Source organism: Enterobacter cloacae complex sp. CARB60 (genome assembly GCF_036487345.1).
GTDB lineage: Bacteria > Pseudomonadota > Gammaproteobacteria > Enterobacterales > Enterobacteriaceae > Enterobacter > Enterobacter asburiae_D.
This window is the reverse complement of sequence record NZ_JAZKLC010000002.1, coordinates 3090520-3102645: the sequence shown is the minus strand read 5'-3', so window position 1 is coordinate 3102645 and position 12126 is coordinate 3090520. Positions and strand designations below refer to the sequence as shown.

The following is a 12126-nucleotide window of genomic DNA, read 5'->3' as shown; positions in this document are numbered from 1 at the left end:
AGTTATTGAATTTTAAGGTGATTTAGTTTGAAAAAAAACCGGGTTATCCCCGGTTTTATTGTTTACATGAAGCGATATTTGGCCTCAACAACAACTCCAATTATCTTGCAGTTACCATTGATAGGTGTGAGAGGGTACATTGGATTAAGCGGCTTCAGGAACTTTTGCCCTCCATCCTCAATGTACTTTTTGAACGTTGCTTCGTTTGTATCTTCTAACTTTGCAACAACAAGGCTCCCATTGATGGGAGATTTGCCAGTGTCCACAAGTATTGCCATCCCCTCAGGGATGCTGATCCCTACAGGCGATGTCATTGAATCACCCCTTACTCTTAACCAGAAACCTGTTCCTTCGATGTGCGCATCAGAACTTATCCATTCGTCTATATCCTTCATAGCATAAGGCTCTAGCGCTTCTGTCCAGCATCCTGCGCTGACCCAACTTATGACAGGGTAAGAGGTGTTATTTTCGTTGCCGCCTATGAAGTTCACATTCTCAGCATAGGAGTGCATCAATCCAACTTCTTTTGCTAGGGAGGGGCTAAAATCCCCGATCTGCACATTAAGTATTTTTGCAAACATCATGGCAGAACTCACATTGAGGGCATTTCTTCCATTTAAATAATGCCCTACAGCACTTTGAGTGATGCCCATTTCTTCAGCTATGTGCTGCTGGGTAATGCTCAATTCTTTCTTCTTCGACTCATACAAAGCCTTGAGGCGTTCCGCATCTCTTAGCTGTTCTGTCGTCAGGCGTCTTTGAGTTGTCATGGTGTAATTTTAATACCTTTAGTTTGAAAATGTCTCATACCTATAGTACTATCAATTTTAGTACTTTTGGTAGTATTTAACGGATGGTGAATTATGAACAAGATAACTCTTGGGGAATACGTGAAAGAGCACGGCCAAGTAAAAGCCGGCGAAGCGCTAGGAGTAACGCAGATTGCCATAAGCAAAGCTTTAAGAGCCGGTAGGGAGATCTTTGTTGTGATTTCAGAGGAGGGGAATGTTTCGGCTTTTGAAAATAAAGCGTTCCCATCTAAGCGGCGAAGCAATGAAACCAGAGCCTGATTTACACAGCATTTTGCCGTCCGCATTTTGCCAAGCGGATGCCGAATGGATCAAGCAGCAGTTACTGAGCTTGGCGCCAGCAGCACGTCAAAAAGCAATTCAGCGTTATGCAGCTGTGTATCAGGAATCGTTCGAAGCCGAGCCCGTTTCATACCGCAAGGAGAACCGGGCAAGGCATGAAGCAAATATGCGGCTTCGCCTGTTTGTGAGAAATCACGGCAGGGCTTTACAGGGGTATACCGCCGAACCTCCCCTGGCCGGAACGCCACCACGTTCCTGATTGTTGCGGGTTTAAAGGTACCCGGACAAAAACAGGCTTAAAGGTGCCTGTTCAGGTTGGCAACCCACTAACTCAATTCCCCCATGTACTAGGTAAGTAGTACGTTTTTATGGGGAAGAGGGAAAGGGGGGTAAGGGGGGATTGGGTGTAGGGGCAGGAATAGGGTCTTTTCCAACAGGAGAGATCCATTGGTTAAGTAGATCACTGTCTTAAGGGCGCAATTTAAAAAAACGCCCGTATCAGCAAGGTAGTACAAAGCGCTCAGGCGCTGAGAAACAAAAAGGGTTCTTTCTGGAAGAGTGAATTTTCAGGGGAGCTGAATCAGAAGGGAGGCTGGCAGCCTTTGGGGAGGCCACCAGCCATGTGAGGGGGAATCCATGAAAACCACATCACAGAATTATTATCTCATCACCGCGGGGTCCGCACAATGCAGCTGACGATCACACCGAATTTTGCACAGGAACGAGCACTTAACCAGCTGCGCCGTAACTGGAAGGATACGGAAACCTTCATGGTGTACTCGCCGACGGGCAGCGGTAAAACAGGACTGGCCGCCTTCATCGTTGCCGGGTTCGTTAGTCGTGGCATGCGGGTAATGTTTTGCGCGCCTTACCAGATCCTCATAACCCAAACCGCAAAGCGTTTTGTGGAGTATGGGTTGCCGGGTGATGAAATCGGCTATGTCTGGGCGGATCACCCAAACTACGATCCTACCCTCAAAATACAAATCGCCAGCGCCGATACGCTTATTCGTCGCGTGTTTCCTGACAATATCGATCTGCTGATTATCGACGAAGCTCACCTGCGAAAAAAACGCATCCTGCAGGATATCGAACGCCTGCGCGAAAAAGGCGTGAAAGTGATCGGGCTGTCAGGAACACCGTTTTCCCCGTTCCTGGGCAAATACTATGACCGACTGATTAAGCCAACCACCATCGGCGAGCTGATCCAGCGCGGCGACCTGAGCAAATACGAATTTTACGCGCCCACAAAGCCGGATCTGAAAGGGGTTAAAACCTCTCCATCCCTGCAGTACGGTACCGATTACAACGAGGCGCAGCTGGCGGAGATCATGTGCGGTTCCACGCTGGTGGGCGATATCGTCCAAAACTGGCTGGAGAACGGCCGGGACCTGCCGACAATCGCGTTCTGCGTCAACGTAGACCACGCTAATTTTCTGACTATTCAGTTTAACCAGGCTGGCGTAAATGCAGAGGTTATGACTGCAGATACGCCTGCTGAAGAACGCCAAACCATCATTCACCGCTTCGAAACTGGCGCCACAAAAATCATCGTCAGCGTAGGGGTGCTGGTGGCCGGGTTCGACAGCGATGTTCGCTGCATCATCTACGCCAGGCCAACTAAGAGCGAAATTCGCTGGCTGCAGGCGCTCGGGCGTGGCTTGCGCACCGCACCGGGTAAAGAGTCCTGCCTCATCTTCGACCACAGCGGCACCGTGCACCGCCTGGGTTATCCGGACTCTATCGAATATGACGATCTTCCGGGTAAATCAGACGGGATGGAGGACGGCGCGCGCCGCGCAGCTGAGGAACGAGCAGAAAAGCTGCCTCACGAATGCACACAATGCCACTTCATGAAGCCTGCTGGCGTCTATGTCTGCCCCAAATGTGGCCACAAGCCGCTGGCCGGTGAGGACATTGATACCGACACCGGGCGAAAACTCAAAAAACTTGGGGGCGAGCTGCGCCAGCCGACGAAGGAAGAGAAACAAGCCTGGTGGAGTCAGATCAAATTCTATCAGCGCCAGCGCGTATCGCTGGGGAAAAAGCCTGTCAGCGATGCCTGGTGTGCTCACACCTTCCGCGAACGTTTTGGCGAATGGCCGAACGGACTGAGCGATTACCCGATGGACATCACGCCGACAGTTTCAAACTTCATTAAGCACAAGCGGATCAGCTTCGCTAGACGAATCGAAAAAGAGCAGCGCCAGCAGGCACAGGCAGAAGAGCTGCCTACCCAGGAAAGAATTCAGCAGGCGCTTAATCGCGTCAGTGATATCAGACAGCAGTTAGGAAAACGAGCATGAAGACGGTAGAAGCAGCAAAAGGGCAGTGGGCCATGATTTTTGAGCATTACGGACTTCCGCCGATCACCGGTAAAAACCACTTTAGAGGGAAATGCCCTCTGTGTGATTCGGTTGGCAAATTCCGCATCGACGACCGCGACGGCGCAGGAACATGGATCTGCACCTGCGGCAGCGGTACGGGAATGGATTTGGTTACCAAAACCCAGGGCAAGCCATTTAACGAGGTTTGCCGCGAAATCGATGCACTGATCGGCAATACGTTCAGGCGTGACAAAATTCCCGAGGCTAGCGACGCTTCCAAGCTGCGGAAAAAGGTACTCAGTAATTTTGCAAAAATGTCACCCCTGCGCGGTACATGCGCCGCTGAATACCTTAACTCACGGGGTATTTATCAGCTTCCGGCTGAGTCCGTGCGGCTTAATCCCAAGCAACGGCATAACGGACGGGTGTACCAGTCTATTTATTCACTGGCAACAGATGATAAAGGCGAGCTGTGTTACCTCCATCAGACGTTATTGGATGGTGCAAAGAAGGCTGACATCGGGGCCAGCGCCAAGCGGCAGAAATCACTGCAGGAAGATAACTATCTTGATCACGCTCGCTCAGTTGCGATCCGTATGTTCCCGGTCGCCAGCACGCTGGGCATCGCAGAAGGAATCGAAACCGCCTTGTCTGCTCATCAAATTTACAAGGTGAATACCTGGGCCACCATGACAAGCGGATTCATGAAGAAATTCCGTGTTCCTGCAGGCGTGAAGAATTTGATTATTTTTGCAGATCGAGACGTAAACAGCGCCACCGGATTGGCTGCGGCCACGGAATGCGCTCATGCCAACTTAATGGCAAAAAATGACCTGCAAAAAATCAGCATCTACTACCCGGATAACGGTGATTTTAACGACATGCTCATGAACGGCGATCAGGTTCGTGAAGTGGTTTTCTATAAAAAACAGCAGGTGGCCGCATGAAACTGGAAGCATCACTCAAACATTTTAGTCCTCAGGGAATGCACATCAGCGATGACGTGAAGGGAACCTCTCCTGACCGCCTTACAGGAACAGACGTAATGGCGGCGATTGTCACCACCAGCAGCCGTGCGCGCTTCGGCCTGGCGGCGTTCTTCGGTAAAGCGGGAATCAGCAAAACGGATGAACAGCTCGCAGTTCAGGCGCTGGCGCGATATGCGATGGATGCCGCACCGAAGAATGTTCGCAAAGCAGCTGGTGGGCAGTTCGGATGGTGTATGCAGATGTTGGCACAATTTGCCTTTGCTGATTACTCCCGTTCGGCGGCTACCAGCGTGACATGTCACAGTTGCAGCGGTACCGGGTTTATCTCCGGGAATGAGGATGTGGTTAAACATCCTGGTATTTTCGACGCCGACGGTGCCGAAGTGGTGGCCCCGAAGATTAAAAATGAGCTGGTGAATAGGGTTTGCGGAACATGCGGAGGAAAGAAAGTGATCCTTGCCCGGTGCAGGTGTGGCGGTAAAGGAGAAGTGTTGGACCGCAAAGCGACTAAAGACCGCGGCGCACCGGTTTTCAAAACGTGTGAACGTTGCTCTGGTAATGGCTTCTCTGCTATCTCCTCGGCGACGGTACACCGTGCCATTCTGAAGCGTCTCCCGGACCTCCATCAGTCCTCATGGTCACGTAACTGGAAACCCTTCTATGAAATGCTGGTGGACACTCTGCGCCAGGGGGAACGTCACGCAGCAGTGGAATTTGAGAAGGCGACAACTTATTAATATGATCGGAGCAAATAGCGACACTTTTTTGCACGTTAGTGTTGACTTTGCATAAAACCGTCCTGTATGCTTCTGATTATGGAGTATAACGCCTGTAGATAATTAACCTCGAAAAGCCCGCCACGTTGCGGGTTTTTTGCTTTTCCGGAGGTCTGCGATGCAAGACGGTAAGCAACAGCTGTATTTTTTTAACCCAGGCATGTTGCCTGAAGAGCTTGAAGACTGGCTCGGGCAGCAGAAAACCCACCTTGCCCACTTCAATCGTCTGGTGAAAGAAAAAGCCGCTCTGGAAGAACGGCTCAATGAAATTTCTGTGGAAATTGAACGATTGTCTAAGGATGGCTTTGAAGGAAAACTGAGTTTTCCTTGGGATCCCAATCCGCTGCTGAGAATTCATCAACAGGATAATGGTTGACAGGAAGTTTTAATGAGCGGAGGTATTCAGCAGCTTCTGCGGGCAGGTAATCAGATTTTAACCTGTCTGAGACAATAAATAGACTGTCATTTAGAGGCAGCTTCCTGATGTCCTCCAGTTTCCATTTTGTGATTTGAAATATCAGGTGATGAAGAGCCTTTTCGTTGTCCAGCAGGTAATAATCTGATGAGTGGCATTTTCTGTACTCGGAGAGGACGCATTCCAGCGTGAATATCTGTCCAATTCGATACCATACCTGGTTAGCTCGGTAGTTATTTGTTCCAGCCAGTGACGATGCTGGAACATTGTTGTTCTGGCAAACTCTCAATTTGATAATCTGCAGTAAATCTGAGTAATTACTCATCCGGTCTCCTTGTTGGATTTGTTACTTTTGGCGATTTAACGATATCAGACGGAGAGAGCGGCAACCATAAAAACCATTGATATTGCGTAGTTAGTTTGACTTATGTATCATCTCGCTCCGGGCCCTTTAGCTCAGTTGGTTAGAGCGTGCGACTCATAATCGCCCGGTCGCTGGTTCAAGTCCAGCAAGGGCCACCAGAACGCCACTAGCTCATCGGGAAGAGCGGCAACTTTATGTTGTAGTACGAGGTTCGAGGCCCCGGTGGCGGACCAATGCCGACTTAGCTCAGTAGGTAGAGCAACTGACTTGTAATCAGTAGGTCACCAGTTCGATTCCGGTAGTCGGCACCATTTGCGGGCATCGTATAATGGCTATTACCTCAGCCTTCCAAGCTGATGATGCGGGTTCGATTCCCGCTGCCCGCTCCAGTTAAAGCTTTTCGGTCTGCGATGATGGGATACCCGGAGTGACTGAAAAGCGCCCCAGTTTTGAATGGGCGCTGCTTTTTGCAAAATTGCTGTGTGAAAATACTGACCTTTGGGTTCAGCGCTCATCCAAAAGCATCTCGTGAAATCCAGTTAACCTCGGGTGGTTTGTTGGATGAGGTGCCTCAAATTCAAATAGCCTCGCTTCGGCGGTTTTTTATTTTTTTACAGAGATTTATTCTTATTTGAACATTCACAGTCAGGACTAATGGTTTAAATTTATTTTGTGCGGTGAACCCCCCTACGCGGAGGGGCCAAACAGCAATTCTTTGTTATCTCTTTTATGCTCAGGCGAGTCACGGTGGCTGACCAACGGCTCACCGGGAGGCACCCGGCACCGCACTCTGTTACAAACCAACTATTTTCTCAGATGTAATGATGTGAAATCCTGATTTGTCTCTGAGCATCATATTTGTCTGATAGCCCCGACCAGGGGCTTTTTTTTGCCCCGCGTCTGCCGGGGCTTTTTTATTTCCGCCTCCGGTGTACCGGTATGGCTACCGGAGAAAAAATGTCCCAACAGGAAAATAACCCGCCACCTAACCAGCAGGGTGGTCTGATTCATTATGTCTGGTCCCTCATCCATTTTGTGAACAGCTGGAAGCGTCTGGCTATTCTCATTGTGCTGGTAACTTTCTCTATCGTTGCATACCTATCGTATGAGCACCGAAGGGAGCTTGCGTATTCGGCAATGGTCGCCTTCGGCACTCCGCAGATTGACGAAAAAGCAATTAAGCCAGAGATAACGCGCCTCATGGCTGACACAGGTGCCGTTGCCGCATCTGTGTGGTCACTTAATCTGGAGAAGAACCAGCGACGTGCGCTCTACGTCCGGGAGCGTGAACGGGAGCTGGATAATCTGATTGGTACGGGCGATTTAATTCTCAGGCCTTACTCTCAGTTGACGATTGAGTTTATCAGTCTCATCGACAACAAAACTAACTGCTGGAAACACGTAGCTACCACTGCTGTAGGAAAGACAGCCCGTGATAGTGGGGTGGTATGGGTTTGTGCAGCGGCAATTCCTCCGCAATTCGGCACGATGATCGGCATGCTGGTTATCGGGTTTGCGGAGCGTCCGGAAAATGAGGATTACATTAAGCTGCGCATCAAGCAGGCGGCGGAGCGGGTTATTAAGTAGGGGTGGTTATGGCTTACAAATTTTCACAGCGCAGCGAGACAAAACTGGTTGGCGTCCATCCAGACCTGGTAAAGGTTGTGCGTCGTGCTCTTGAATTATCTCCTGTCGATTTTGGTATCACAGAGGGTCTTCGCACCATAGAGCGCCAGAAGCAGCTGGTTGCTGAAGGTAAGAGTCAGACGATGAATAGTCGTCACATTACCGGGCACGCTGTGGATGTGTACGCCTACCCAACCCCGGCCGGGTCATGGGATATGACGTATTACCGCCAGATTGCAGATGCATTCAAAGCGGCCAGTATTGAGCTGAAAATCCCCGTGGAATGGGGTGGAGACTGGAAGAGTCTGAAGGATGGTCCCCACATGCAACTGCCGTTTGATAAGTATCCGGCATAGACACAGCGAGCCTCGTGGCAAATTTCTCAAAGGATTATTCTGTTATGGCGATTATCATCCCTGGCGCGCCCGTTATCGGCGGGCAGCAATCAGGAGGTGGCGGTGGCACCCCTGTACCGGTGATAACCACCGTACCCACCGAAGCCGATATCCCGGCCTCTGCGCAGGGATTTTATTTTGTTACCGCCAGTGAGAAGGGCGACTCTCAGCTCTATCTGTTAACTGGCGGCACCCGCTACTGGCTCGCAATGGTGAAAGACTCATGACAACGCGTTTCCCCGTCGATAATAAACCGTCCCCCGCAGTTGGCCTGACTGATTTCAGCGGCACAACAACCGCCGCAACTGCATTAACGATCATGCCTGAAAAGGCAGATGCAACTGAATACAGACTACAGAACCTGTCACAGACCGAAATGCTGTGGTTCAACGATACCGGTGGGGCCGCTGCCGCGTTCGCTCCGGGTAGCTACGCACTTTCTCCGCTGGGTTACTACGAAGGCCGTTCAACCAAAGCGGTTTCTGTATTTTGCGCGGCTGCCGTGCCATTCAGCGCAGCGAGGTACTGATTATGCCGATGAATAACCAGACGGTTTCCGTTGCCGCAGTCGGAACAGCGACACAGCGCCCACTTGCAGAATGGATGTCGCAGGTCAGGCAGATGCAAAAAGCACCCGTCATGACGGGGCCAGTACCTGTCATGTCCAGCCCACCGATAGCTACCCTCACAAAGGGAACTGGTGTATCTGGTGTGACTATCGCAGCGGGTGGGGCGGGGTATGTTTCCGGCGAAACACTGACAGTTTCCGGCGGCGTGTTTGCTGCAGTAGCAAAACTCAAAATCACTGCTGTTGACGCGAACGGAACCATCACAGCCGTTGCAGTTGATACAGCGGGCGTGTATTCAACAGTGCCAGTCAACCCTGTTTCAGTAACTGGAGGAACAGGTACTGGCGCGACATTCACGCTGACATGGAATGCCAGCGTTGCGCGCTCCATGGGTGGTGTGACGTGGGGGCGCACTGACGCCGCATTCAAATTCATCGGCTACTCACCAAAAGACGTAGCCTCTGGCTATCGCGGAAATACGTCCTGGGGTGTGGATACACAGGCGATTATCGAGTTTGTCAGCGATGCCCCTGCGCTGGATTTTCGATTCACAGGATTTAACTCGCAGTACGATTTATTTGTAGATGGGCAGCGAATCGCAAACAAAAGCGTGAGAACAGACGCGTCGGGTCAGCCATATATTTACACTATTGACTGGTCGGGTGTTGCAAAGCCTCGCACGTATCGCCTGAGCGGGTTAAACATGGCGTTCGGCGGGGTGAATACAGGCAGTAAATACGGCGTATGGTATCCGGCCGGCAGTAACAGGCCGTTCATCTGGCAGCTGGGCGATTCGTACACTTTCGGCAACGGGGCGGGGCAGGCTAACTTTGCTGAGTTCCGTGTCATGTGCGATTCGCTTGGGCTTGATGGCATCGCAGACGGCATCGGCGGCGCTGGCTGGACATCATCAGGCTCCACTCAGCCGCAGCAACGCATTCAGAACAAGCTGACAAGCATCACGTACAAGCCCGAGATTATCACGCTCGCGCTCGGCTATAACGACGCACCCGGTGGGAATATCACATTGCTGCAAACGAACTGGCGCGCATCCGTGGCGCTCATTCGTCAGCTCTGCCCTCTTGCCAGAATCATTCAGATAGGCCCGGCAACGCCAGTTGGATCGACAACTCAGATTTCTGCTGTGCGTACTGCATTGATGAATCTCTGCTCAGAAGCGGCTGTTCCGTTCATTGATGTTAATGACTGGATCAACGTTAACAATAAGCAGCTGTACACTGACGGCGATTTAGTGCATCCGAACGATGCCGGGCACTGGTTCCGTGGTTCCCGGCTGGCATGTGCAATATCGGAAATTACCGGTTTCGGCATCGCGACGCCTTACCGCGATACGCCGGATGGTTTCCAGCTGGATATTTTCAACTGGTCAGGAAGCCAGACTGTAGCCAACGCCGCGTTTCTGAATTTCCTTTCCCTCGCTGGTATTACTCAGCAGACGGGTGGTACAGCTGGCCTGAGTCTGTCGGCTGGTCTACTGAAATTTCCGGCGCGTATTAAACCGTCTGGTGTGACATTTACTATTCGTATAACGGGAACGGTAGGTGGCGCTGCGGGTACAGCTCGCGAATGGAAAATACAGACTCGCCGCCCGGATGCGGTGACGGTGATAGGCTCAGCCTCCACGGTAAAGGTGTCGGGAACGGATATCAGTAATCGCGATACTGTTCTGCGTTCATATACATCAGGCGTGGCAGACCCATTCACAACTCAGGGAGTGATGGTTGGTCTGCAAAATGACAGTGGACAGACAATAACGCTGACATCAGTAATTATTCGGGTGGAAAGAAATGTTAACGCGGAGTGAATTATGGCTACTGAGATTATTACTATTGGCTCTGTTCCTGTTCAGATTACAAATGGTGCAAACAGCGCGCTAATAAGTGTTTTAGGTAGTGATGCGATTAGTTTTGCAGATTCAGAAATATCGCCAGATAAAAATTCTGGGGATTATGTGAGAGACAGGCTAATTGTGACACCGCCAAATAAAATCTGGTTGTGGTGCACAAATCCATGGAAAGTTAAAGTGGCGGTAACACGCTGGTAGTTAATTTATAAAGTGGGTATATATGCAAGTTACAATTAATGGTACCCCATACGTTCCCGCTAGCGTCACTTCCTCTCGCATCGGCATTGCCATCTCGACACATCAGCGCGCAGACGTATTAAAACGAGCACTCGAACAGCACATGAAGCATCTTCCCGCCGGCGCGCTGGTGGTGGTGGTCGATGATGGTTCAAAACCTGCAGCGATAGCGCCCGACAGCGTACAACTGCATCGCCATGAAACATCACTCGGGATTGTTGCTTCGAAGAACGCCAGCCTGTCAGTCCTTATGGATGCTGGGTGCGAGCATCTGTTTTTATGGGATGATGACGCCTGGCCCATCGCCGATAACTGGCATCTTCCCTACATCGAATCACCCGAGCCACATCTGGCTTACCAGTTTCTCGATCTGGCTGGCCGCAATAAGTTGAATGACCTTTCGGTGCTTTACCGTGACGATCAGCATGTGGCGTACACCGGGCAGCGCGGCGTGATGCTGTACTACCACCGCAGCGCGATCGAGAAGGTGGGCGGATTCGATCCGGTTTATGGTCGCGGCATGTACGAGCACAGCGACCTCGCCTTGCGCATCCATAACGCAGGACTGACTACGTGGGCTTACGCTGATGTCGTCGGTTCAGAAAAGCTGATTCATTCTCTCGATGAGCATGAGGCAGTGGAGCGTTCGGTACCGAAACCAGACAGGCAGGCGCTGGTGGAACGTAACGTTAAAATCCACAACGAACGGCGTGATACCGGGTTTACCGGTTATGTGGAGTACCGGCGCCAGCGCGACGTGGTTATCACAACGCTGCTCACCAGTCAGCCTGACCCGCAGCGCGGTACGAAAATGACCACCTCTCCTGACATGTTGAGTAGGTGGGCGTTATCGCTTCGGAATTGTGGCCGTATCGCGCTGGTGGATGAGCTGCAGACGGCACCGGCAGACGTTGAGCTGTATCGCGTCACTGACGTGAAGATGAATGTCTACTTCCGGCGCTGGCTGCACATCTGGCAGCACCTGCGCGATCATCCTGAATACCGTTTCGTCTGGTGTACCGATGGGACCGATGTCGAAATGCTTCGCGCACCGTGGGAAGAAATGCAGCCCGGCAAGGTTTATGTCGGTTCAGAACCGAAGACATACGCCGACGCATGGGCAAAGCAGAATCATCCTGAGCGTATCTATCAGGAGTTCATCGAAGCGCACCGCAACGATGTGATGCTTAATGCTGGCCTGCTGGGTGGCTCCCGTGCTGATGTCATGGCGTTCGCTCACGGCATCATCCGTCTTTACTACCGGATAGAGAGTTATCGTTTCTGGAAGAAAGAACAGGCTGGCGCCGCGGTGGGGGATATGATCGCTTTTGGCATTGTTGCTAAATCGTTTGGCGATCGCATTGTCACCGGCCCGCGCATCCACACTATTTTTAAGTCCGATGGTGTCGGTAAAGAGTACGCTTTCTGGCGCCATAAATAATTTCATTATCCTGAAAATCCTTTAACCGG

General features: G+C 51.3%; 15 protein-coding genes and 3 tRNA genes. 16 read left to right on the top strand and 2 right to left on the bottom strand.

The window, feature by feature from the left end:
- Window positions 1–62 precede the first annotated feature (62 nt).
- Complete coding sequence (locus V4835_RS15995; RefSeq protein WP_045261746.1) at window positions 63–770, bottom strand: LexA family protein; 708 nt, start codon at window positions 768–770, stop codon at window positions 63–65.
- A 93-nt stretch (window positions 771–863) separates the two neighbouring features.
- Between V4835_RS15995 and V4835_RS15990 the strand changes: the two genes are divergently transcribed.
- The 6 genes from V4835_RS15990 (at window position 864) to V4835_RS15965 (ending at window position 5559) form a co-directional block, all read left to right on the top strand.
- Complete coding sequence (locus tag V4835_RS15990; protein ID WP_331412813.1) at window positions 864–1070, top strand: Cro/CI family transcriptional regulator; 207 nt, start codon at window positions 864–866, stop codon at window positions 1068–1070.
- Complete coding sequence (locus V4835_RS15985; protein WP_074172895.1) at window positions 1054–1350, top strand: hypothetical protein; 297 nt, start codon at window positions 1054–1056, stop codon at window positions 1348–1350. Before V4835_RS15990 ends, V4835_RS15985 begins: the two co-directional genes overlap by 17 nt.
- A 427-nt stretch (window positions 1351–1777) precedes the next feature.
- Window positions 1778–3397: a DEAD/DEAH box helicase gene (locus V4835_RS15980; RefSeq protein ID WP_331412810.1), complete on the top strand. Its 1620-nt coding sequence runs from the start codon at window positions 1778–1780 to the stop codon at window positions 3395–3397.
- The gene (locus tag V4835_RS15975; protein ID WP_063144021.1) at window positions 3394–4365 is read left to right on the top strand and encodes a toprim domain-containing protein; all 972 of its coding nucleotides are present in this window, start codon (window positions 3394–3396) and stop codon (window positions 4363–4365) included. Before V4835_RS15980 ends, V4835_RS15975 begins: the two co-directional genes overlap by 4 nt.
- A complete protein-coding gene (locus tag V4835_RS15970; RefSeq protein ID WP_331412808.1) occupies window positions 4362–5144 on the top strand; it encodes an antitermination protein in 783 nt (260 codons plus the stop codon). The genes V4835_RS15975 and V4835_RS15970 overlap by 4 nt, the downstream gene beginning before the upstream one ends.
- Before the next feature lie 157 nt (window positions 5145–5301).
- Entirely contained in the window at window positions 5302–5559 is a 258-nt protein-coding gene (locus V4835_RS15965; protein WP_248076487.1) for a hypothetical protein, read from the top strand.
- Here V4835_RS15965 and V4835_RS15960 read toward each other — a convergent pair.
- Complete coding sequence (locus tag V4835_RS15960) at window positions 5477–5923, bottom strand: ECs1072 family phage-associated protein (protein WP_318155187.1); 447 nt, start codon at window positions 5921–5923, stop codon at window positions 5477–5479. The genes V4835_RS15965 and V4835_RS15960 overlap by 83 nt on opposite strands.
- Window positions 5924–6043: 120 nt before the next feature.
- On the opposite strand from V4835_RS15960, the gene V4835_RS15955 reads away from it, so the two are divergent.
- The 10 genes from V4835_RS15955 to V4835_RS15910 all read left to right on the top strand — a co-directional run bounded on the left by V4835_RS15955 (window position 6044) and on the right by V4835_RS15910 (window position 12097).
- A tRNA-Ile gene (locus V4835_RS15955) sits at window positions 6044–6120 on the top strand.
- A gap of 77 nt (window positions 6121–6197) precedes the next feature.
- A tRNA-Thr gene (locus V4835_RS15950) sits at window positions 6198–6273 on the top strand.
- A 3-nt stretch (window positions 6274–6276) separates the two neighbouring features.
- Window positions 6277–6351 (top strand) — tRNA-Gly (locus V4835_RS15945).
- Window positions 6352–6919: 568 nt separating this feature from the next.
- Window positions 6920–7549 carry a hypothetical protein gene (locus V4835_RS15940; protein WP_331412807.1) on the top strand — a complete coding sequence of 210 codons (630 nt, stop codon included), beginning with the start codon at window positions 6920–6922 and terminating at the stop codon, window positions 7547–7549.
- Window positions 7550–7557: 8 nt separating this feature from the next.
- The gene (locus V4835_RS15935; protein ID WP_249430983.1) at window positions 7558–7944 is read left to right on the top strand and encodes a M15 family metallopeptidase; all 387 of its coding nucleotides are present in this window, start codon (window positions 7558–7560) and stop codon (window positions 7942–7944) included.
- 44 nt (window positions 7945–7988) lie between these two features.
- On the top strand, window positions 7989–8210 hold the full coding sequence (locus V4835_RS15930; RefSeq protein WP_202773277.1) for a hypothetical protein: 222 nt from the start codon (window positions 7989–7991) through the stop codon (window positions 8208–8210).
- Window positions 8207–8512, top strand: a complete 306-nt coding sequence (locus tag V4835_RS15925) for a hypothetical protein (protein ID WP_331412801.1) — start codon at window positions 8207–8209, stop codon at window positions 8510–8512. Before V4835_RS15930 ends, V4835_RS15925 begins: the two co-directional genes overlap by 4 nt.
- A gap of 2 nt (window positions 8513–8514) precedes the next feature.
- Complete coding sequence (locus V4835_RS15920; protein WP_318155188.1) at window positions 8515–10377, top strand: SGNH/GDSL hydrolase family protein; 1863 nt, start codon at window positions 8515–8517, stop codon at window positions 10375–10377.
- Window positions 10378–10380: 3 nt separating this feature from the next.
- Window positions 10381–10617, top strand: coding sequence for a hypothetical protein (locus tag V4835_RS15915; RefSeq protein WP_223603701.1), 237 nt, complete (start codon window positions 10381–10383; stop codon window positions 10615–10617).
- Between the two features lie 22 nt (window positions 10618–10639).
- On the top strand, window positions 10640–12097 hold the full coding sequence (locus V4835_RS15910; RefSeq protein ID WP_331412797.1) for a glycosyltransferase family 2 protein: 1458 nt from the start codon (window positions 10640–10642) through the stop codon (window positions 12095–12097).
- The last annotated feature ends 29 nt before the right edge of the window (window positions 12098–12126 follow it).

Excerpts from the sequence above, each read along its gene's own strand:
- V4835_RS15995 (WP_045261746.1), bottom strand. The coding sequence starts at position 770 with ATGACAACTCAAAGACGCCTGACGACAGAACAGCTAAGAGATGCGGAA.
- V4835_RS15990 (WP_331412813.1), top strand. The coding sequence starts at position 864 with ATGAACAAGATAACTCTTGGGGAATACGTGAAAGAGCACGGCCAAGTA.
- V4835_RS15985 (WP_074172895.1), top strand. The coding sequence starts at position 1,054 with ATGAAACCAGAGCCTGATTTACACAGCATTTTGCCGTCCGCATTTTGC.
- V4835_RS15980 (WP_331412810.1), top strand. The coding sequence starts at position 1,778 with ATGCAGCTGACGATCACACCGAATTTTGCACAGGAACGAGCACTTAAC.
- V4835_RS15975 (WP_063144021.1), top strand. The coding sequence starts at position 3,394 with ATGAAGACGGTAGAAGCAGCAAAAGGGCAGTGGGCCATGATTTTTGAG.
- V4835_RS15970 (WP_331412808.1), top strand. The coding sequence starts at position 4,362 with ATGAAACTGGAAGCATCACTCAAACATTTTAGTCCTCAGGGAATGCAC.
- V4835_RS15965 (WP_248076487.1), top strand. The coding sequence starts at position 5,302 with ATGCAAGACGGTAAGCAACAGCTGTATTTTTTTAACCCAGGCATGTTG.
- V4835_RS15960 (WP_318155187.1), bottom strand. The coding sequence starts at position 5,923 with ATGAGTAATTACTCAGATTTACTGCAGATTATCAAATTGAGAGTTTGC.
- V4835_RS15940 (WP_331412807.1), top strand. The coding sequence starts at position 6,920 with ATGTCCCAACAGGAAAATAACCCGCCACCTAACCAGCAGGGTGGTCTG.
- V4835_RS15935 (WP_249430983.1), top strand. The coding sequence starts at position 7,558 with ATGGCTTACAAATTTTCACAGCGCAGCGAGACAAAACTGGTTGGCGTC.
- V4835_RS15930 (WP_202773277.1), top strand. The coding sequence starts at position 7,989 with ATGGCGATTATCATCCCTGGCGCGCCCGTTATCGGCGGGCAGCAATCA.
- V4835_RS15925 (WP_331412801.1), top strand. The coding sequence starts at position 8,207 with ATGACAACGCGTTTCCCCGTCGATAATAAACCGTCCCCCGCAGTTGGC.
- V4835_RS15920 (WP_318155188.1), top strand. The coding sequence starts at position 8,515 with ATGCCGATGAATAACCAGACGGTTTCCGTTGCCGCAGTCGGAACAGCG.
- V4835_RS15915 (WP_223603701.1), top strand. The coding sequence starts at position 10,381 with ATGGCTACTGAGATTATTACTATTGGCTCTGTTCCTGTTCAGATTACA.
- V4835_RS15910 (WP_331412797.1), top strand. The coding sequence starts at position 10,640 with ATGCAAGTTACAATTAATGGTACCCCATACGTTCCCGCTAGCGTCACT.